General features: G+C 60.0%; 20 protein-coding genes and 1 tRNA gene. 7 read left to right on the forward strand and 14 right to left on the reverse strand.

Going from position 1 to position 20,400, the window contains the following annotated elements:
• Nucleotides 1-3: 3 nt before the first annotated feature.
• The 5 genes from AB1495_RS14295 to purC are packed head-to-tail and all read right to left on the reverse strand — an operon-like array spanning nucleotide 4 to nucleotide 4,851.
• Nucleotides 4-1,338, reverse strand: coding sequence for a sigma-54 dependent transcriptional regulator (locus AB1495_RS14295; protein ID WP_009824697.1), 1,335 nt, complete (start codon nucleotides 1,336-1,338; stop codon nucleotides 4-6).
• Nucleotides 1,339-1,342: 4 nt separating this feature from the next.
• On the reverse strand, nucleotides 1,343-3,103 hold the full coding sequence (locus tag AB1495_RS14300; RefSeq protein ID WP_005853695.1) for an ATP-binding protein: 1,761 nt from the start codon (nucleotides 3,101-3,103) through the stop codon (nucleotides 1,343-1,345).
• 36 nt (nucleotides 3,104-3,139) lie between these two features.
• A complete protein-coding gene (gene purQ / locus AB1495_RS14305) occupies nucleotides 3,140-3,808 on the reverse strand; it encodes a phosphoribosylformylglycinamidine synthase subunit PurQ (RefSeq protein ID WP_074634865.1) in 669 nt (222 codons plus the stop codon).
• Nucleotides 3,808-4,038: a phosphoribosylformylglycinamidine synthase subunit PurS gene (gene purS / locus AB1495_RS14310; protein WP_074634864.1), complete on the reverse strand. Its 231-nt coding sequence runs from the start codon at nucleotides 4,036-4,038 to the stop codon at nucleotides 3,808-3,810. Before purS ends, purQ begins: the two co-directional genes overlap by 1 nt.
• A 51-nt stretch (nucleotides 4,039-4,089) precedes the next feature.
• On the reverse strand, nucleotides 4,090-4,851 hold the full coding sequence (purC, locus tag AB1495_RS14315) for a phosphoribosylaminoimidazolesuccinocarboxamide synthase (RefSeq protein WP_074634863.1): 762 nt from the start codon (nucleotides 4,849-4,851) through the stop codon (nucleotides 4,090-4,092).
• A 224-nt stretch (nucleotides 4,852-5,075) separates the two neighbouring features.
• Between purC and bmt the strand changes: the two genes are divergently transcribed.
• Nucleotides 5,076-6,089, forward strand: a complete 1,014-nt coding sequence (bmt, locus tag AB1495_RS14320; RefSeq protein WP_074634862.1) for a betaine--homocysteine S-methyltransferase — start codon at nucleotides 5,076-5,078, stop codon at nucleotides 6,087-6,089.
• On the opposite strand, the gene AB1495_RS14325 is transcribed toward bmt, so the two are convergent.
• Nucleotides 6,086-7,171 (reverse strand): PA0069 family radical SAM protein, encoded by a 1,086-nt coding sequence (locus AB1495_RS14325; RefSeq protein ID WP_074634861.1) that lies wholly within the window; start codon nucleotides 7,169-7,171, stop codon nucleotides 6,086-6,088. The two genes, bmt and AB1495_RS14325, sit on opposite strands and share 4 nt — an antisense overlap.
• Nucleotides 7,172-7,373: 202 nt before the next feature.
• Between AB1495_RS14325 and AB1495_RS14330 the strand changes: the two genes are divergently transcribed.
• Nucleotides 7,374-8,072: a cobalamin-binding protein gene (locus AB1495_RS14330; RefSeq protein WP_005853706.1), complete on the forward strand. Its 699-nt coding sequence runs from the start codon at nucleotides 7,374-7,376 to the stop codon at nucleotides 8,070-8,072.
• A 65-nt stretch (nucleotides 8,073-8,137) separates the two neighbouring features.
• Nucleotides 8,138-8,776: a DUF1638 domain-containing protein gene (locus tag AB1495_RS14335; protein WP_074635193.1), complete on the forward strand. Its 639-nt coding sequence runs from the start codon at nucleotides 8,138-8,140 to the stop codon at nucleotides 8,774-8,776.
• Between the two features lie 61 nt (nucleotides 8,777-8,837).
• On the opposite strand, the gene AB1495_RS14340 is transcribed toward AB1495_RS14335, so the two are convergent.
• On the reverse strand, nucleotides 8,838-9,248 hold the full coding sequence (locus AB1495_RS14340) for a SufE family protein (protein ID WP_064216568.1): 411 nt from the start codon (nucleotides 9,246-9,248) through the stop codon (nucleotides 8,838-8,840).
• Nucleotides 9,249-9,368: 120 nt separating this feature from the next.
• Between AB1495_RS14340 and AB1495_RS14345 the strand changes: the two genes are divergently transcribed.
• Nucleotides 9,369-9,890 carry a hypothetical protein gene (locus tag AB1495_RS14345; RefSeq protein WP_074634860.1) on the forward strand — a complete coding sequence of 174 codons (522 nt, stop codon included), beginning with the start codon at nucleotides 9,369-9,371 and terminating at the stop codon, nucleotides 9,888-9,890.
• Nucleotides 9,891-9,926: 36 nt separating this feature from the next.
• Here the strand turns inward: AB1495_RS14345 and rnd are convergent, their stop codons facing one another.
• The 3 genes from rnd to purM all read right to left on the reverse strand — a co-directional run bounded on the left by rnd (nucleotide 9,927) and on the right by purM (nucleotide 12,797).
• Nucleotides 9,927-11,084, reverse strand: coding sequence for a ribonuclease D (gene rnd, locus AB1495_RS14350; RefSeq protein WP_074634859.1), 1,158 nt, complete (start codon nucleotides 11,082-11,084; stop codon nucleotides 9,927-9,929).
• 73 nt (nucleotides 11,085-11,157) lie between these two features.
• Nucleotides 11,158-11,754: a phosphoribosylglycinamide formyltransferase gene (gene purN / locus AB1495_RS14355; protein WP_074634858.1), complete on the reverse strand. Its 597-nt coding sequence runs from the start codon at nucleotides 11,752-11,754 to the stop codon at nucleotides 11,158-11,160.
• Complete coding sequence (purM, locus tag AB1495_RS14360) at nucleotides 11,751-12,797, reverse strand: phosphoribosylformylglycinamidine cyclo-ligase (protein WP_074634857.1); 1,047 nt, start codon at nucleotides 12,795-12,797, stop codon at nucleotides 11,751-11,753. Before purM ends, purN begins: the two co-directional genes overlap by 4 nt.
• A gap of 136 nt (nucleotides 12,798-12,933) precedes the next feature.
• Here purM and AB1495_RS14365 point away from each other — a divergent pair.
• Nucleotides 12,934-13,010, forward strand: a tRNA-Ile gene (locus AB1495_RS14365).
• Nucleotides 13,011-13,117: 107 nt separating this feature from the next.
• Here AB1495_RS14365 and AB1495_RS14370 read toward each other — a convergent pair.
• The 4 genes from AB1495_RS14370 to AB1495_RS14385 all read right to left on the reverse strand — a co-directional run bounded on the left by AB1495_RS14370 (nucleotide 13,118) and on the right by AB1495_RS14385 (nucleotide 18,798).
• Complete coding sequence (locus AB1495_RS14370; protein ID WP_074635192.1) at nucleotides 13,118-15,214, reverse strand: ATP-binding protein; 2,097 nt, start codon at nucleotides 15,212-15,214, stop codon at nucleotides 13,118-13,120.
• Between the two features lie 235 nt (nucleotides 15,215-15,449).
• On the reverse strand, nucleotides 15,450-16,826 hold the full coding sequence (locus AB1495_RS14375; protein WP_074634856.1) for an NAD-dependent succinate-semialdehyde dehydrogenase: 1,377 nt from the start codon (nucleotides 16,824-16,826) through the stop codon (nucleotides 15,450-15,452).
• A gap of 111 nt (nucleotides 16,827-16,937) precedes the next feature.
• Nucleotides 16,938-17,519 carry a DUF1190 domain-containing protein gene (locus AB1495_RS14380; protein ID WP_074634855.1) on the reverse strand — a complete coding sequence of 194 codons (582 nt, stop codon included), beginning with the start codon at nucleotides 17,517-17,519 and terminating at the stop codon, nucleotides 16,938-16,940.
• Nucleotides 17,520-17,562: 43 nt separating this feature from the next.
• Nucleotides 17,563-18,798: a glutathionylspermidine synthase family protein gene (locus AB1495_RS14385; protein ID WP_074634854.1), complete on the reverse strand. Its 1,236-nt coding sequence runs from the start codon at nucleotides 18,796-18,798 to the stop codon at nucleotides 17,563-17,565.
• Between the two features lie 230 nt (nucleotides 18,799-19,028).
• Here AB1495_RS14385 and AB1495_RS14390 point away from each other — a divergent pair, with 230 nt between their 5' ends.
• Both AB1495_RS14390 and AB1495_RS14395 read left to right on the forward strand, forming a co-directional pair.
• Complete coding sequence (locus AB1495_RS14390; RefSeq protein WP_074634853.1) at nucleotides 19,029-19,703, forward strand: type 1 glutamine amidotransferase domain-containing protein; 675 nt, start codon at nucleotides 19,029-19,031, stop codon at nucleotides 19,701-19,703.
• Nucleotides 19,704-19,774: 71 nt separating this feature from the next.
• On the forward strand, nucleotides 19,775-20,371 hold the full coding sequence (locus AB1495_RS14395) for an SDR family oxidoreductase (RefSeq protein ID WP_074634852.1): 597 nt from the start codon (nucleotides 19,775-19,777) through the stop codon (nucleotides 20,369-20,371).
• Nucleotides 20,372-20,400: the final 29 nt, after the last annotated feature.

Below are 20,400 nucleotides of genomic sequence, written 5' to 3' on the forward strand. Positions count from 1 at the left end.
CGCTCAGAGGTAATCCGAGCGCTGCAATCCGTATTTCGCCATTTTCTCGTTCAGCGTCCGGCGCGGCAGGCACAACTCCTCCATCACACTGGCGATAGACCCTTTGTGCCGGCGCATGGTATTGTCGATCAGCATACGCTCGAAGGCTTCTACATATTCCTTCAGCGGCTTGCCGTCGGTGGTCATCACCGGCTGCATCTCTTCGTGGTCCGACATCAGCAGCGATGCGATAGAACCGGACCCGCGACGCGACTGCAACACGGCGCGTTCTGCCACATTGATCAATTGGCGCACGTTCCCGGGCCAAGGCGCTTGCAACAGTTGCGCGGCCTCTTGCGCGGAAACCTGCGGAGTCTCGCAGCCATATTCATCCGCGAATTCTTCGGACAAACGTGTGAACAACGTCAGAATATCCTCGCCCCGTTGGCGCAGCGGCGGCACGGTGATGCGCAGGGCGGCCAGACGATAGAAAAGGTCAGAACGCAGCGCATCTTCGGAGGTGCGCCCCGCTTCTTGCAGGTTCGAAATCGCAACGATCCGCGTTTCCGCAGGCGTGCCTTGGTCATTAATCGCACTCAGAAGACGGGCTTGCAGCGTCTCGCTGAGCGATTCAACACCTTCCAGCACCAAGGTACCGCCGCGGGCCTCCTCGATCGCGGGAAGCTGGGCGTCTTCTGGCATCATCGGACCAAACAAACGCTTGCTCAGCGCGTCTTCCTCTAGCGCGCCGCAGCTCACCAGCACGAACTTCTTGCCCGCGCGCGATCCCACGGCATGCAGCGCATGCGCCACCAGTGTCTTGCCCGTACCGGTTTCACCATCGATCAGCACGTGACCGTCGGCCTGACCAAGATCCAAAATATCCTCGCGCAGCCGTTCCATCACGGGCGAGCCGCCGATGAGCTTTTTCATCAGCTGGCTGCCGTCAGACAGCTCCCGACGCAGGGCGCGGTTGTCCATGACCAGACGGCGCGCGTTGGTGGCCTTCTTGGCCAGTTCGCTCATCCGGTCGGGGTTAAAGGGCTTTTCAAGGAAGTCGAACGCGCCGACGCGCATCGCCTCGACCGCCATGGGCACATCGCCGTGGCCGGTGATCATGATCACGGGCAGCGCACTGTCGGTCCCCATCAGCTTTTTCAGGAACTGCATGCCGCCCATGCCGGGCATCTTGATGTCGGAGATCACGATACCGGGGTAATCCGGCCCCAGCGTTTTCAACGCATCCTCGGCGCTGCCGAACGTCTCTGTGTCATAGCCCGAAAGCGCCAGCCACTGGCTGATCGACTGACGCATGTCTTGTTCATCATCAACGATCGCGATTTTCATTGCCTGAGCCATTGGTTTACTCTGCCGCCTGTGTCTTCTCTGTGCTGTCCATAATGGGCAGCTGCATTTCAAAAACCGCACCGCCATGTTGGCCGTTGCGGGCTGTCAGCCTGCCCCCCAGATCGGATACAATACCCGACGAGATCGCAAGCCCCAACCCGACACCATCGCCGGGCTGCTTGGTCGTGTAAAACGGCTCGAACAGGCTATCGAGATCTTCGATCCCGGGGCCATTATCGCGCACGGTAAGCGTCGCCGTCTCACCCGCTGATAGTATAATCTCTACCGTCGGGTTTCGTTCCGATTTGGTGGCATCCAATGCGTTGCGCAAGAGATTGACCAATACTTGTTCGATCCGCATGCGGTCCCCCATCACCTGAACAGGCTCTGCGGGCAGGATACGGTTGATCTGCACCTGACGCTGACGTAGCTGCGGCTCCATCATCGACAAGGCAGAGGCAAGCGCCTCCCCCATATCAAAGGGCGAAAACTGTTGCTGGCCCTTGCGCGCATAGCTTTTCAGCTGCCGCGTAATGGCCCCCATGCGTTCGATCAGATCGTCGATGCGCCCGAATGACGCCAACGCTTCCTCCAGCCGGTTGCGCTGCATCAACAGACGCGCGCCCGCCAGATAGGTTTTCATCGCGGCCAGCGGCTGGTTCAGCTCGTGGCTGACGGCGGCGGACATTTCGCCCAAGGCGGCGAGCTTGCTGGATTGTTCCAACGTCTGCTCGGCCACGGCCAAAGTCTGCTGCACCCGTTTGCGTTCCGCCACCTCGCGCTGAAGGGCGGCGTTCAGCGCGCGCAGCTCGGCGGATTCACGCTGAAACAGCGCGGCGCGCCCCGCCGTCCGACGGCTGAGAGCATAAAACGTCAACGCCAGCAGGATCGCAAAGCCCATCACCTCAAGCGCCAGTACCCCGTTCACCTTCTCGCGGACCGAAGCGTAGGTGGTGTAACTCGTGATCCGCCAGCCCCGAAACGGTATCCGTGACGACAGACGCATCACCGCCTCGCCCTGCAGATAGGCATCGGCAGGCAATGCGGTCCAGTCGGCGGTGGCCTTGATCGCGCGCTCGATGGCGCTTTGCGGGGTCTGGTTCGACAAAGCCTCGCTTTCCGTCAGACCGCGCCAGCGCGGTTCGGTCGCCATGATGATGTCACCCGTGCTGTCAGTGACAATCACCGCATCCGAGATACCGGCCCAGGCCCGTTCAAACCGTTGCAGATCCACCTCGGCCGCGATCACCCCAAGGTTGGTACCGCCTTCCTGAATACGGCGCGAATAGAAGAACCGGTAGCCGCCGGTATCGCGGGGAATAACGCTGAACACGGTCGAATTCGATCGCAGCGCGTCAACAAAATAAGCCTCTTGCCGGTGCGATGCCCCCAACCGGTTGCGGTCGGTCGCTGCCACCGTGCGCCCATCGATATCATAAAGCATCAAGGACGCCGCGCCGATCTCCTCTACAAAAGAGATCAATCGCTGGGTCGACAGGGAGTAATCAGATCGGGTCAGCGCCTCGATCAAGGCGGGATCGCGCGACAAAAGCTGTGGCACAATCGCGTTCTGGCGCAGCTCGGCCAGCAGGTTGCCGCTGTAGAGCGCGATCCGAAGCTCGGCCCGGTTACGTGTGCTTTCGGTAAAGCGATCCGTCAGCAGCTTGTTGGTGACCGAAATCGTGGCCACCGCAATGACCAAAAGCAAAGCAACCGCCAGCCGGACGCGCCAGCTGACAGATAAAGGGGCTTCACTAGAGGACGCAGACCGAAACATGGCGGCAATCTACGCGTCCTCACCGGTGCACTCAAGTCACGCTGTGACCAGAGCCCCCGCCAATGCGCGGAAGAGCGCCGCCCCGTCCGTGCCCCCATGCCCCGCATCCGCGGCGCGTTCGGGGTGTGGCATCATCCCCAACACACGACGGTTCGACGAAAGGATGCCCGCGATGTCGGACTGCGACCCGTTGGGGTTATCACCATAGGTAAAGGCAACACGATCCTCGCCATGCAGTTTGGCAATTGTATCGCCATCGGCAAAATAATTGCCATCATGGTGTGCGATCGGGATGTCGATCATCGCACCGGCCTCGTAGCCCGATGTGTAATCGCTGTCCGCCGTGGCCACGCGCAGCGGCACGGTGCGACAGATGTATTTTAGCCCCGCATTGCGCAGCAGGGCACCGGGGAGCAGACCGGTTTCGGTCAGCACCTGAAAGCCGTTGCAGATCCCGATGACATAACCGCCACGCTCCGCATGGGCCGCCACTTCGCGACAGATCGGAGAGTTTGCCGCAATGGCACCACAGCGCAGGTAGTCGCCATAGGAAAAGCCGCCGGGCACACCCACGATATCGACGCCCTCGGGCAGGCTCGTGTCCTTGTGCCAGACCATCGACACTTTGGCACCGACCGCCTTGAATGCCACCGCCAGATCGCGGTCACAGTTAGAGCCGGGAAAAACGATGACCGCTGCGTGCATCAGCTCATCTCCACTGTGTAGGATTCGATCACCGTGTTCGCGAGCAACTTTTCACACATCACCTCGACGTCGGCCTTGGTTGCGCCCTCGTTCAGGTCCAGCTCGATCACCTTGCCCTGACGCACGCCATTGACGCCTTCAAAGCCCATGGCCCCAAGCGCGTGGCGCACGGCCTCGCCCTGCGGATCCAGAACACCGTTTTTCAACATCACATGCACCCGTGCTTTCATGACGCGTCCCCTATCTTCATTTTGCAAAATAAACTCATCTGCGACGCCAGCCTAGTTGATCAACGTCGGTTTCATCATCGGTGTCGACGTCTTGGGCATGACCCCCAAACGTCGGGCGACTTCGGTATAGGCATCCGTCAGCGACCCCAGATCGCGGCGGAACACATCCTTGTCCAGTTTCTGGCCGGTTTCGATATCCCACAGACGGCAGCTGTCGGGGCTGATCTCGTCGGCGACGATCAAACGCTGGAAATCGCCCTCGTAGATCCGGCCCACCTCAAGCTTGAAGTCCACCAGCCGGATGCCCACGGCCATCATCACGCCGGACATGAAATCATTGACCCGCAGCGACAGGCTCAGGATGTCTTCCATGTCCTGCTGACCGGCCCAGCCAAAGGCGGCGATATGTTCCTCGGTGACCAGCGGATCGCCAAGGTCGTTGTTCTTGAAGTGATATTCCACAATCGGGCGCGGCAGTTGCATGCCCTCGTCAATGCCAAGCCGCGTGGACAGCTCCCCCGCCGCATAGTTGCGCACGACGATCTCGAGCGGGATAATCTCTGCCTGACGGATCAACTGTTCGCGCATGTTCAGACGTTTGATGAAATGCGTCGGCACGCCGATGTTGTTCAGACCGGTCATGAAGAATTCGGACAGGCGGTTGTTCAGCACGCCCTTGCCTTCGATCACCGCTTTTTTCTCGGCGTTAAAGGCGGTTGTGTCGTCTTTGAAGTGCTGGACAATGGTCCCCGGTTCCGGTCCTTCATACAGGATCTTCGCCGTACCTTCATAGATTTTCGTGCGACGGGCCATGCACATCCCTTCCAGACAACAGGCCGGTTGGAATACCCATCAGCCATTTCTAGCCTGTCACATAGTCCAAGCGCCCCTGCCACGCAAGCGCGCGCCCTGCCCTCATGGCGGTCATGCACGCAGAAACCATGGCGGCGGCTCATGACGATCATGAGAATAATGAAGTTGCGTCAACAGGGGCGTTGTGGGAAACGGCAAAATCACCCATTTAGCGGAGCGTTTTGATGTCCAACCCCCTCACCGATCTTCTGGCTGAAAAAGGCACGCTGCTGGCCGATGGTGCCACTGGCACGAACCTGTTCAACATGGGCCTGATGTCCGGTGATGCGCCAGAGATGTGGAACACCGAACAGCCGCAAAACATCATCAAGCTGTATCAGGGTGCGGTGCAATCGGGCAGCGATATCTTCCTGACCAACTCCTTCGGCGCGAATGCCTCGCGTCTGAAACTGCATGGCGCTGAAAAACGCGCCCATGAGCTTAGCCGCGTGTCCGCCGAGCTTGCGCGCGAGGTCGCGGATAAGGCCGGTCGCAAGGTCATCGTTGCAGGCTCCGTCGGCCCCACGGGCGAGATCATGGAGCCGGTCGGCCCCCTCACCCACGCGCTGGCGGTCGAGATGTTCCATGAAACCGCGGACGGGCTGAAAGCCGGCGGTGCCGATGTGGGCTGGCTGGAGACGATCAGCGCCCCCGAGGAATACCGCGCCGCCGCTGAAGGCTTCAAGCTGGCAGGGCTCGACTGGGTCGGCACGATGAGCTTTGACACCGCAGGCCGCACCATGATGGGCATGACATCCGAGGCGATGGTCGACATGGTGCATGACCTCGATTATGGCCCGCTGGCCTATGGGGCCAACTGCGGCACCGGCGCGTCGGATGTGTTGCGCACGGTGTTGGGGTTCGCCTCCAAAGGCATGCCGACGCCGATCGTATCCAAAGGCAACGCGGGCATTCCGAAATACGTCGAAGGCCACATCCACTATGACGGCACGCCCGAACTGATGGCCGATTACGCCGAGATGGCCCGCAACTGCGGCGCGTCGATCATCGGCGGTTGCTGTGGCACCATGCCGGAACATCTGGTGCATATGCGCGCCGCTCTCGACAGCCGGCCCAAGGGCGACGCCCCCACGCTGGAACAGATCGTGGAGGCCCTTGGACCGTTCTCGTCGGCCAGCGATGGCACCGATGGCGAAGGCCCCACCCGCGCACCACGCCGTGGCCGCCGCCGGGGTTAATCCCCGAAAAGATCCAACTGCGCGCTCGCCCGTTTGGGCGGGCGGAACAGATCGCAGCGCATCGGCGGCAATAGCGTATCCAGCCCCAACCGTTTGACCGCCAAGGTAAACCGCTGCGCAATCATCTCGGCATAGGGGCCTTCGCCGCGCATCCGTCGGTGCCAATTTGCGTCATATTCCTTCCCCCCGTGCATCTCGCGCAGCCGCGCCATGATGCGACCCGCGCGGTCAGGGTAATGCGCCGCCAACCATTCCTGCATCAAGGGCGATACCTCGCGCGGCAAGCGCAGCATGATCCAGCTGGCCGCGACGGCCCCCGCATCGCGCCCCGCTTCCAAAATCGTCTCAAGCTCGGGATCGGTCAGCGCCGGCACCATGGGGGACGCCATCACCCGCACCGGAATGCCTGCCTCTGCCAAACGTGCGATCACCTGCAACCGGCGTTTCGGTGCAGGCACCCGCGGCTCCATCAACCGTGAAAGCGTCGCATCCAGCGTCGTCACCGACACGCCCACGCGGCACAGCCCGCGCGCCGCCATATCCGACAGAATATCAATATCCCGCTCGATCAGACTGCCCTTGGTCACAATGGCAACGGGATGGTTCGCATCTGCCAACACCTCTAGCAACGCGCGCATAATCCGATGCTCTTTCTCGATCGGCTGATAGGGATCGGTATTCGTGCCGATCGCAATGGGGGCGACCTGGTATTTCTTCGCCGCCAACTCTCGTTTCAACACCTCGGGCGCCTCGGGCCGCGCGATCAGCCGCGTCTCGAAATCCAGGCCCGGCGACAACCCCAGATAGGCATGGCTTGGCCGCGCAAAACAATAGACACAACCGTGTTCGCACCCGCGATACGGGTTAATCGACCGGTCAAACGGCAGGTCCGGCGACTGGTTGTAGCTGATCACGGAGCGCGGAATTTCAACGCTTACTTGGGTGCGCAAGACCGGCAAAGGGTCATCATCGCCCGCCCATCCATCGGCCACAGCGCTGACGGTCAGCGGCTCGAACCGGCCCGGGCGGTTGCTGGATGTGCCCCGTCCGGGCAGTCTGTATTTGCGCTGTGCCTGATCCATTCAAATCTTTTGGAACAAACTAGGAACATGGTCAAGTATATTGGCCCAAGCCATTGTTTTACAGCACGATTGAGCGTAATTTCCCACCAACCAAAGCGTCGCACGCGGTGCCGGGTTTGTCGCAAAAAGCACGAAGCTTTCGACGTGTATGTGACAAAAAGGCACAAGCCCGCGCGGGTGAGTTAACCGATGAGGAACGACTATGTCGGATGAAGACGAAATTATCCTTGCCGATCTGGACGACGAAGAACTTGTTCAGCAGATGTTTGATGATCTCTATGACGGTCTGCGCGAAGAGATCGAAGAAGGGGTCAATATCCTGATCGAACGCGATTGGGCACCCTATGATATTCTGACCAAGGCGCTTGTTGGCGGCATGACCATCGTCGGGGCCGACTTCCGCGACGGTATCCTCTTTGTCCCCGAAGTGCTTCTGGCTGCGAACGCGATGAAAGGCGGCATGGCGATCCTAAAGCCGCTGCTGGCCGAAACCGGCGCGCCACGCGTGGGCAAGATGGTGATCGGCACGGTCAAGGGGGACATCCATGACATCGGCAAGAACCTTGTGTCGATGATGATGGAAGGCGCGGGCTTTGAGGTTGTCGATCTTGGCATCAACAATTCGGTCGAAGCCTATCTTGAAGCGATGGAAACCGAAGGGCCGGACATCCTTGGCATGTCCGCGCTGCTGACCACGACCATGCCCTATATGAAAGTCGTGATCGACACGATGGTCGAACAGGGCATCCGCGATGACTATATCGTGCTGGTCGGCGGGGCCCCGTTGAACGAAGAATTCGGCAAGGCCATCGGTGCCGATGCCTATTGCCGCGATGCCGCCGTCGCGGTGGAAACCGCCAAGGAATGGGTCGGGCGGAAACACAACGCCGCAAAGGCGTAAGCAGTTGATCTAGAACATAAAGGCCCTTCCCTACCGGAGGGGCCTTTTGCATGACGGAGCGTGAGATGAAGCCGCCCTCGGACCGTGATCTGACAGAAAAAGGCCTGCCGCTCGCCCCGCAGACGGGCCGCATTCTGCTGATCGCCTGCGGGGCGCTGGCGCGGGAAATTCTCGACCTGAAAGAGGCGAACGGCTGGTCGCATCTGGACCTGACCTGCCTGCCCGCCAAGCTGCATCTCTACCCAGAAAAAATCACCAACGAAGTCCGCGCAGCCGTTGAGAAGCACCGCGACAAATACAACGATATATTCGTTGTCTACGCCGACTGCGGCACCGGCGGATTGCTAGAGGTGGAGTGTGAGAAACTTGGCGTGCAGATGGTCGCCGGGCCGCATTGCTATAGCTTTTTCGAAGGCAACGACCGCTTTTCCAAGATCTCGGAGGACGAGATTACCACCTTTTATCTCACCGATTTTCTGGTCCGCCAGTTCGACGCTTTCATTATCAAACCCATGGGGCTCGACCGGCACCCCGACCTGCGCGATATGTACTTCGGGAACTACGAAAAGCTTGTGTATCAGGCGCAAACAGATGATCCCGCGCTCACCGCCAAGGCGAAAACATGCGCTGATAGGCTCGGCCTTGCCTTTGAACGGCGCTTTACCGGCTACGGCGATCTGGCGCGCACGCTCAAGGCGCTCTGATCTTCATTTTGCCAAATAAACTCAAATGGCACAGCCGTCGCCACACCCCACAGGCGCGCGTTCAACCCTGCTGTGCAGCCTCGCCGCGAATCCGTTCGATCATCGCGGTCAACCCGTTCGACCGCTGCGCTGAAAGATGTTCGTTCAACCCAAGGCGCCCCATCTCTGCGCGGGCATCGATGGCGCTGACCTCGGCCGCGGGCACGCCGTTATACAGTTTTTGAAGCACCGCAATCAGGCCTGAAACGATCATCGCATCGCTGGCCCCGTCGAAATGGAGCACGCCGTCCTCGAACTGCGTATGCAACCAGACCTGACTGGCGCACCCATCTACTTTGGTTGCGGGCACGCGCAGCTCTTCGGTCAGCGGCTCCATCGCCTTGCCCAGATCGATCACATGGCGATAGCGGTCTTCCCAATCGTCCAGAAACTCGAAATCCTCGACCAGTTCTTCAAATGCCTCTGTCGCCACGGTGCGTCCCTCTTTTCGCTTGCCAAACAGGTAGGTTGCACGATGCCAAAGGTCCACCCCCTTCCCAACGGGTCTGGGATGGGTTAGTCAAATATTACCGAAATTTCTACGGCGGACCCCATGCGCAAGACCTTTTCAGCCATCCTGGTATCGACCCTTGTTTTGACAGGCTGCGCGACCGTGCGCGACAGCCGTGTGAACCCGTTCAACTGGTTCGGGACCGCGCGGTCTGAACCGATCACCCGTCAGGAAGCCTCGACCAACCCTTTGATCCCGCAGCGGACCGGATTGTTCTCCTCCTCGCGGAATAAAGAGGTGGTATATGGCGGTCGCCCCTTCGACCAGATCATCGATCTGACGATTGAACAGGTGCCGGGCGGTGCCGTCGTGCGCGCCACCGGGCGCGCGGATCGCCAAGGCATTTACGAGGTGCAGCTGACCCCCGCGAACGAAGACGAACTGCCAGTGGACGGCGTTCTGACCTACCGTCTTGAAGGGGTAGAACCAAGCGAGGCGACCGCCATCGGCACGCCCCCCACCCGCGAGGTTACGGCCGGCCGCAAGCTGACCAACCAGACGCTGGCTGGTGTGACGACCATCCGCGTCGAAGGGCTGCGCAACGCGATGACATCGCGCCGCTAACCCCAAATAAAACAATAAAAACCAAAGAGTTGAGCCTTAAAGCTCAACCACTTTCAGATCGGACCCGACCGCGGTCAAAGCGATCTCGCCGTTGCACAGACGCAGCGCATCTTCCCCGAATACCTCGCGTCGCCACCCTTTAAGTGCGGCCACATCACGCAGCCCTGCGGCGATCCCGTCAAGATCCGCAGCGGGGGCGATCAGCTTGGCCGCAACGCCTGCGCTTTCGGACTTGGCCTTTAGCAAGACACGCAGCAGATCGGACAGCGCCGGATTGACCTGAAGCTTGTCGCGGCTGCGATCGGGCTGCGGCATATCGCCGGGCGGGCAATTCACGCCAGCGGCCACCGCCTTGAGGATACCATCCGCGATCTCGCCCTTGCGGGCCTCGCGCAGAAGCAGACGGGCACGGCCCAGTTCCTCGTGGTTTTTCGGTTTGTTGCTGGCCAACTCTACCATCGCGTCATCCTTATAGACGCGGCTGCGCGGGATGTTGCGGGTCTGGGCGTACTCCTCGCGGAACGCGGCCAGTTCGCGCACAAGCGCCAGGAACTTTGGCGAATTCGTGCGCGTCTTGACCCGACGCCATGCCTCGCGCGGCGGGGTGACATAGGTGTCAGGGCTGGTCAGGATCTCAAGCTCTTCCTGAACCCAGCGGGCGCGGCCCGTCTGTTCAAGCTTACGCGCAAGGAATTCGTAGATCTGGCGCAGGTGCGTGACATCGGCCAGCGCGTATTTCGCCTGCGCATCACTCAGTGGGCGGCGCGACCAGTCGGTAAAACGGGACGTCTTATCAAGAGGTTGATGGGCGATCTTGCGCACCAGAGTTTCATATCCCACCTGTTCGCCAAAGCCACACACCATCGCCGCGACCTGTGTGTCGAACAAGGGTTCAGGAAAGACGCCCGCATCGACAAAGAAAATCTCTAGATCCTGCCGCGCGGCGTGGAAGACTTTGACCACCGACGTATCACGGAACAGCGTGTACAGCGGGTCAAGCGACAGCCCCTCGCTCAGCGGGTCCACCAGAACGGCATTGCTATCGTCGGTTCCGGGCATCGCCAACTGGATCAGACAGAGCTTGGAATAATAGGTCCGTTCGCGCAGAAACTCGGTATCGACGGTCACGTAATCATGCTTGGCGGCCTCTGTGCAGTAGGCTTCAAGCTCGGCGGTGGTGGTGATTGTTTTCATAGCGCTACTTTGGACAGAGGAAGCCATTCAGGCAATGGAAAAGCGCATGGTTTCAGCGCAATAGGCCGCGCGGTCAGCTTTCCAGCATTAAAAGATCACGGTTGCCGCTGGCAAACCGCCGCAGCACCGCAGGGTAAAGACGATGTTCCTGCACCAGAACCCGCGCTGCCAGATCTTCTGGCGTGTCGCCGGCCATGACGGGAATGGTCGCCTGCCCCAAAATAGGCCCGTCATCCAGCGCTGCCGTGACCTCGTGCACGGTGCAGCCATGCTGGGTATCGCCGGCCTCAAGCGCGCGGGCATGGGTGTGCAGCCCCTTATAGCGCGGCAGCAAAGACGGGTGGATATTGATCATCCGGCCCGCCCAAGCATCGGTAAAGCCGCCGGTCAGTTTGCGCATAAACCCTGCCAGACAGATGATGTCGGGCGCATGGGGCATCAGCCGCGCGGTCAATTCGTTTTCAAAGGCAGCGCGATCCCCTGCAAAGGGCTTGTGATCCACGACTTCGGTCGGGATGCCGCGTTCTTTGGCCCAGGTAATCCCACCCGCGTCCGTCACATTCGACACCACCACACAAGGCCGCGCGGGATGGTCGCCGGTCATGTCTTCGACCAGCGCCCGCATGTTCGACCCGCCACCCGAAAGGAAAATCGCAACCCGTTTGGTCACAGCAGGCTGCCGGTATAGGCAACGCCCGTGGTCTCGGTGACATTGCCCATCGGATAGACCGTTTCGCCCGCCTGCCGCAGCAGTTTGGTCAGCGCCTCGGCCTCATCCGCTTTGACCACAAGGATCATGCCCACGCCGCAGTTAAAGGTCTTGAGCATCTCGGTTTCCGAGATCGCGCCCACATCGGCCATCCATTTGAACACGCCGGGCAGCTCCCAGCTGTCCAGATCAATCTGCGCGCCCAGATCATCGGGCAGCACACGGGGCAGGTTTTCCGTCAGACCGCCGCCGGTGATATGGGCCAGCGCACGCACGCCCCCTGCCCGCACGGCCTGCAACGCGGGTTTCACATAAAGCCGCGTCGGCGTCAGCAGCACCTCGCCCAATGTTCCGTCGGCCCAGGGGCAGTCCGCATCCCAGCCAAGGCCAGAGATCTCGACCAGTTTACGCACCAGAGAATAGCCGTTCGAATGCACCCCGTCCGAGGCAAGCCCCAGCAGCACATCCCCCGCCGCCACATCACGGGGCAAGTCCGCACCGCGTTCCATCGCGCCCACAGAGAAGCCCGCAAGGTCAAAATCACCTTCGGAATACATGCCAGGCATCTCTGCCGTCTCGCCCCCGATCAACGCGCAGCCAGAGCCTTCGCAGCCTTTGGCGATGCCTTCGATGATCCGCGCGGCCTGTTCGGTCTCAAGCTTGCCGGTGGCGAAATAATCGAGGAAAAACAGCGGCTCCGCCCCTTGGCACACCAGATCGTTGACGCACATGGCGACCAGATCGACCCCCACGCCATCGACGTTGCCGGTATCAATCGCGATCCGCAGCTTGGTGCCCACACCGTCCGTCGCAGCGACGAGGATCGGGTCGGTATAGCCCGCCCCCTTGAGGTCGAACAGCGCGCCGAAACCGCCAAGCCCCGACATCACGCCCGGACGCTTTGTCCGTTTGGCCGCCGGTTTGATACGTTCTACCAGCGCGTTGCCTGCATCAATATCCACACCAGCGTCTGCATAGGTGATCGAGTTCTTGGAGTTGGTCATGACGCATCCCGCTGCCTGTTCCCTTTGCGAAAGTGGGTTATAGCAGGTTGCGCAGGCGTGCAATGCACCTAAGCCACATCTGCGCGTTTCTATCCCTTGACGCGCCGCGCCCGCCCGCTTACCAAACCGCGCAGGCGGGCCTGTAGCTCAATTGGTTAGAGCAGAGCGCTCATAACGCTTTGGTTGCGGGTTCAAGTCCTGCCGGGCCTACCAAACTTTCAGTATTCAAACTGAAACCGCCGCAATCCATTTGGAAATACAAGGTTACTCCGGGGCTGCGCGCTACGATCCGCGGGACAATCGCGCTGTTTCGCGCGGCCTTAGGCGGCAGCGTTTACCTCGAGGCTTTGCGCGGCGCGGATGGGGAGTGTCAGGATAAAGCAGCTGCCCTGCCCGACGACGCTGGACACGCTAAGGCTGCCGCCCTGCATTTCTGCCAGACTGCGCGAAATCGCGAGCCCCATGCCCGTGCCGCCTGCCCGACGCGTGGCGGTGGAATCGACCTGATAGAAGACCTCGAAAATGCTTTGGAGTTCGGCTTCGGGGATGCCGGCACCGCTGTCATGCACTTCGAAGCTGACGGCATCGCCCACGGGTTTCACCACCAGACGGACGAAACCGGTGTCGGTGAATTTGATCGCGTTGCCGATCAGGTTGAACAGGATCTGCCGCGTGCGCACCTTATCGGCAAAGACCATATCCGCCTCTTGCACCACATCAAAGGCCAGCCCCTTCTTGCTTGAAAGTGTGCGAAGCTGTTCGATCACCGGATCGACAATATCCTGCACCGCACAACGGCTGGGTTCGATCACCAGGCTGCCGGATTCGATCTTGGCCACGTCGAGGATCTCGTTGATGAGGTGCAACAGATGCTCGCCGGATTGTACCAACCGGTTCATCAGGCCGGACAGCTGGTCGTACATCTCATCCAGCAGGCGTTTTGCCTCTGCGTGGCTGATCTCTCCGTCCTCATAGCCCTTGAGCAGCGCCTTGGACGACGACAGCATACGCGCGTTGCGGGAAAGCTGCGCCACGCCCATGATCACCGTCAGCGGCGTGCGCAGCTCGTGGCTGAGGACGCCCATGAAATCCGTCTTGGCCTTGCTGGCAGCTTCGGCGGCATCCTTGGCGTGGCTCAGCTCGGTCACATCCACGCGCAGGCCGACATAGCTGCCGTCTGCCAAAGGCCGGTCAGAGGCTTTGATCACGCGCCCGCCCGACAGATGTTGTTCTGTCTCGGATGTCCTGTTTTCGCGGTGGATGGCCAAGCGACGCTCGATCCATTCATCCTCATTATAGCGCCCCATGGGAAACTGCTTGCTTTTGACACCGATACGCAACAGCTCGGCAAAAGGTGTTCCGGGTTTGAGAACCTCGGGGGGAAGCTCGTACATCTCTTTGTATTTAGAGTTGCTTAGAAGTAAACGGTCCTGCGCGTCGAACATGACAAACCCGTCGTTCAGCGCCTCGATCCCGCTGCTTAGCAGGACTTCGGCACGTTTGCGCCGCTCTGACACCTGCAGCACATAAAGCAGCGTGCCCAAGAGCATCAGGCCGGCCGACGCGATGAGCGCCCGCTTGGCCCATTGATCGGGCGCGTGTTTGGGCCACCCGCCCTTGGTGCGTGCTTCCAGCATCCATTCCTCGAAGGAGAAATCGAATTCCAACGTAACAGTATCCGCCTCCCGCAGGCTCTGATCGCCGTAGGTGAACATCTGCGGCCCTGTACCAACCTGTGGAGAGGCCGCATGAATGAGGATGTCATAGCGTTCTTCGGCCTCACGTATGCCGGAATTGATCAGGAATTGATCATAGTCCAGCACAAGCGATACGATCCCCCACAGCTGGCGTTTGCTGCCGTCAACATCGCCTTCGGTGGCAAAGTCGGGATCGGGCCAATAGACCGGGGCGCGCAGGATCAGCCCCTTACCGCCTTGCACCAGATCGACGGGGCCGGTCATCAGCTCTTTGCCCAGGTTCAGCATCCGTTCGATGCCGGGAAACTGGTCTTCGTTTGTGCGGTAATCTAACCCAAGCGCGCCCATGTTCGGCGCGAGCGGGTGGATCAGGGTCACGACGAGGTCAGGCGCGGCAGCAACATTGATGACCGTGTCGTCGATTTCACGTATATTCTGAACCCGCTGGGTAAACTCTTCCTGCTTGGCGAAGGGGTTCTCGCCGATGAACGTCGCGAGCTCGCGCAGCGCAAGGGACCTTTGGTGGATAATCTCTTCGAACTGTTCGCGCACCTCAAGCAGGTCCAGATAAGTCTGAGCGCGTGCTTCGTAGACGAAAGCTTCGGACAGCAGACGATCCAGACGACCAGCGGCGTAGGTAATGATGACCGTCGCGACGAGGAATGCGACCAGTGACCATATACCGCCAATGTGGGTGCGCTTTGTTCTACTTAAGGGCAAGCACTGTTCCGCCTGAAGCGCAGCGTAGCTGCGGATTACCTGAAGCATCCAAGTCTAAGAGATCGTTCTATGCGGCGGCAGGGCGAGGTTCCGCCGACATAATACAATTGGAGATGTGTGGCGCGCGCGCCGCATTTGTTAACTTTGCGTAAACCTTAACCATCGGGCCTAAATAAGTTGCGCGCGCCGGACATATCTCCGACGCGCGCCCCACGTTTACCGTTGCCTCGCAGGCTTAGGGCAGGAAAATCGCCTTGGCATTGGCAAATTCGTTCATGCCAAATCCGCCATGCTCACGCCCATAGCCGGAATCTTTCACCCCGCCAAAGGGCATATTCGGATCGGCAGCTCCGAAGGAGTTGATGCGGATCATGCCTGTGTCGAAATGCTCTTTCGCGAGCTTCAACGCGCGATCCTCGTCCTTCGAGAATATCCCGCCGCCCAGACCGTAGCGACTGTCATTCGCCAGACGCATCGCGTCTTCGTCATCCTTCGCACGGATGATCGACGCAACGGGCCCGAAGATTTCATCGTCAAACGCCGGCATACCGGGTTTAAGGTCAGATAATACCGTCGCTGGGTAATAGGCCCCCGTACGGTCAGGCACCTCGCCACCGCACAGCACCTTGGCCCCTTTATCAACGCTTTCTTTCACCTGATCGCGCACGGTCTCGAACTGGTCTTGGCTGGACAATGGACCCAGCTGAACGTTTTCGTCGGTCGGATCACCCATATTGATCTTTTCCATCTCGGCGACGAAGGCATCAACAAAGGCGTCATGGACCTTATCGGCGACAATAAAGCGTTTCGCCGATACACAGGTTTCCCCGTTGTTATAGAGCCGACCCATAACCGAGAATTTGACCGCTGTTTCGATATCAGCATCCTCAAGCACCAGATAGGCGTCGTTGGACCCAAGTTCGAGCACGGTCTTTTTCAGCGACTTCGCGGCGACCGACCCGATATGACGGCCCGCGCCATCGCTGCCCGTCATTGTCACGCCTCGCACCTTGGGGTGTTCGATCAGCTTGTCGCTGGTGTCGTGGTCAATCAGGATCACTTGGAACAGGTCTTCGGGTAGCCCTGCCTCGATACAAAGCTCGCGCAGGCGCAGGCCCGAGCCGGTGCAGATGCTCGCGTGTTTCAGGACACAACCGTTGCCGGTCATCAGGTTCGCCGCAAGCACACGGGTGGGTTGGTATAGTGGGAAGTTCCACGGCTGGATCGAATAGATGACGCCGATGGGCTGATACGTCACGACCCCGCGCTTGCCGTCGGCACCGTGGGTGCGCTCTTCATCCGCAAGCACGTCGGGGCCATTCTTGGCGGTATATTCAAAGATGGCCGCGCAAATCTCTACCTCGGTCTTGCCATCTTTCAGCAGCTTACCTGTCTCGCGCGTCATAAGAGCGGCCAGTTCATCCGCGTTATCGCGCAGCTTGGCGGCGATCTTGGTCAGATAGGGCGCGCGTTCTTTGTGCGACAGTTTGCGCCATTCAAGATGCGCGTCATGACAGGCTTCGACCCGCTGAATAGCCTCTGCCTCGCTCATCAGATCGTAGGACTGGATCTCTTCTTCGGTGGCTGGATTGATTGTCGTGATCTTGGACATGTCTGCTCCTTCTTCGCTTATTCGCGTCGAAGGGCAAACACATGGCCGTCGTATCAAGTTCCTGCGGTTGCGGCTGCTGCGGTCACGTCTGCGTGTGCGACGCCCGCACCCTTAGCCGCCGAAGCCCGTGCGACCGCTGCCCACCTTCCCGAAACCGCCGCGGGATTTCGCCGTCGCACGGGTCATCGGGGTTTTGCCCACGGTCGTCGCGGGGCGGGTGAATTGCGAGGTGCTGAGCTTGGCGGCCCCCTTGTTGCTGGAATAGGTGCTGGTGCGCGCCGCATTGGTGAACTTGCCATCCGCCGTCTTATACATCGGCTGGCTTGCGGCCATACCCGACCGCCCGCCCAGCATGTTCCCGATCAGATAGCCCGCGAGCAATGGCATAAAGATACCGCCCGATCCGCCCTGTGTTTGCTGCGCCTCTGACCCGCAGGCCCCTTCGCCGTGTTGTTCTTCGCAGACATCCAGACTGTTGTAGCGCGGTGCGGATTCCACGTGCAGCGTCTCTGCCTCGGCAAAGGCGGTTTCACAATCGGCGGCGGTGAATGTGCCCCCAAAAGACGACTCGTTCTTGCAGCTTTGCACATCGGGAAAGGCAGCGGCATCAATCTTTTCGTCGCGGCAACCGGCCAGTGTAAAGGCGGTGGCCCCGATGATCGCGATGGCGACGCGTTTTGACCGTTTTGTCATGATGATCTGCTTTCTGCTGTGGTGCGGCGATTGGGCGACGATGCTAACCGGAATATGGCGCAATGTAATGGGGTTTGAAACGCGACAAATCCTGCGTGATCCTCGACCGGTCCTCGCGCAGGCCGATGCCCGCACAGGTCTGCCCGATGATCCACGCGCCGACCACGGGGCGCATCCCGTCGAACTGCGGCAAGGGCGCATAGGCCTGAAGGATACGGGCGTGTTCGGCATACGCCGTGTTGCTGGCACTTTCGATGATCTGGCCGGATTTCACGATCTCGACCGAGGCACCTTCGCGCGACAGGATCGGTTTGCGCACATGGGCCCGTGCAAGCCCTGCCCGCGCACGGTCAAAGGCATCCGCCGCACGCCCCGTGACAGAGCCGCGCCCCGCCATCGCCTCGCCCACATCCTGTTCAAAGAACGCAGGGAGAAGGTTCGGGTGATCCTCGAACATCTCCCACAGCACGGGCAGCAGGCCCTTGTTGGACAGCAGCGCTTTCCATGCGGGTTCAAGGAACAGACAGCCAGAGCCTTCGATGTGGTCCGCGTAATCGTCGCGCAGCAGGTCTTCCCACGGGTAGAGTTTGAACAAGACGGCAATGCGCCGGTCCTCATCATCCAGAAACTGCCCGTCATTGCTCAGCGCGATTTTATCAAGGTCGCAATAATGCGCGCCCAACCCCGCCTCGCGCGCGGCCCAGCCCATAGCCTCTACCGTGCCGTAGTCTTCGGGATTGCCCGCCACGGCGGTGAAATGCAGATCGCTATCGGGTTCGAACACGTCGGCGAAACGGGCGACAAGCGCCTCGTGGATGCCGTTGAACTGATCCGCCCCCTCGGGCAGGTTGCCTGCCTCTAGCTGATCTTCCAACCACTGCCACTGGAAGGCCGCCGATTCATAAAGCGAGGTCGGCGTATCGGCATTATACTCCAGCAACTTGGCAGGCCCCTGCCCGTTATATGCCAGATCGAAGCGGCCATAAATCTCGGGGTCGCCTTGCTTCCAGCTGTTCGCAATGAGATCACGGTGCGCTTCGGGAATGGCAAGTTTGTCCAACAGCTCTTCGCTGGCAAGGATGTGATCCACCGCCTCGCGGCACATACCATGCAGCGCGGTCGCGGGGTCTTCGATGTCATTTTCAATCTGGTCAAGCGAGAACGCATAGACAGAGGTTTCGTCCCAATAGGGTTCGCCGTGCATGTCCGCGAAGGAAAAACCGACCTCTTTGGCGTGGTCGCGCCAGTGGGGCCGTTCGGCTAGTTCTACTCTATGCATCCGGCCGGACCTTTCGCTCGAAAAACTACCGCGGGTTTAATCGCATTGCCCCCGTGGTGCCAGAGCATATCCGCCATTGCAGAACCCGCACCCGCATCAGTCACAAAAACGTCAGACATATCGCGGAACAACGGGCGCGCCCATTCGTTGAACGGTCTACGCGGTCGTGATTGCGGCGTCCCCAATGACGCCCTGACCGGTATAAGAAATGAATTGAAAGGCCCAAAAACATGAAAATTCTCATGGTACTCACCTCCCACGACAAGCTGGGCGACACTGGTAACAAAACCGGTTTCTGGCTCGAAGAGTTCGCGGCCCCCTATTATGTGTTCAAGGACGCTGGTGCAGAGATCACTTTGGCATCGCCCAAAGGCGGACAGCCGCCGATTGATCCGTCCAGCGATGCAGATGATGCGCAGACCGACGCGACCAAACGGTTCAAGGGCGATGACGCTGCACAGAAAGAGCTGGCCAATACCGAGGTGCTTTCGAGCGTTTCGGCCGACGGTTTTGACGCGATCTTCTACCCCGGCGGCCACGGCCCGCTATGGGATCTGGCTGAAGACAAGGCCAGCATCAACCTGATCGAAAGCTTTGCCGCCAGCGACCGCCCCGTCGGGGCCGTCTGCCACGCGCCAGCAGTGTTCAAGCACACCAAAGGCACCGACGACAAACCGCTGGTTTCCGGCAAAACCGTCACCGGTTTCACCAATACCGAGGAAGAGGCCGTGGGCCTGACCGATGTGGTCCCCTTTCTGGTCGAAGACATGCTCAAGACCAATGGTGGGACCTATAAGAAGGGTGACGACTGGGCATCCTTCGTGGTGACCGATGGCAAGCTTGTCACCGGACAGAACCCGGCGTCTTCGGAAGAAGCCGCCCACAAGCTATTGTCGCTGCTGTAAAAGACCGCCCGCTGCGCGAAGGCCGCGCGGCGGGCAGTTTTTCCGCGACACGTATAACAAGGATTACAACCATGAATATTCTCGTCGCCGGCGCGACCGGCAAAACCGGTGTCCGCGTCACTGAACAACTTCGCGAACAGGGTCACACGCCGATCGCCCTTGTCCGCGATTCCTCTGACACCAGTGCGCTGGCCTCCGACGTGGTGCTGCGCAAGGGGGACCTGACCAATCTGACCGCTGACGCCTGCGAAGGCTGCGATGCGGTGATCTTTGCCGCGGGATCCGGCGGGTCCACGGGGCCAGAGATGACCGACAAGGTCGACCGCGATGGTGCCAAAGATCTGGTTGATATCGCCGCCAAGGCCGGCATCTCGCGCTTTGTGATGCTCAGCAGCGTCGGCGCAGACAACCCCGACCCAGACAGCGAGCTTGCGCATTATCTGCAAGCCAAACACGAAGCCGACGTGCATCTGCAAAACTCCGGCCTCGAATACGCCATCCTGCGCCCCGTCGCACTGACGGATGATGCGGGCAATCGGAATATGATCTTTGGCGACAGCGTTGACGTCAAAGCCAAGGCCGCCCGTGGCGATGTTGCCGCCGCTTTGGTCGATGCTGTCACCGACCCCGAATGGAAGAACCAGGCTTTGCTGATGCAATCCGCCTGATCACGGGTTTGCGTATAATCTGACTACGC

It is taken from the genome of Sulfitobacter pontiacus (assembly GCF_040790665.1).
Classification (GTDB): domain Bacteria; phylum Pseudomonadota; class Alphaproteobacteria; order Rhodobacterales; family Rhodobacteraceae; genus Sulfitobacter; species Sulfitobacter pontiacus.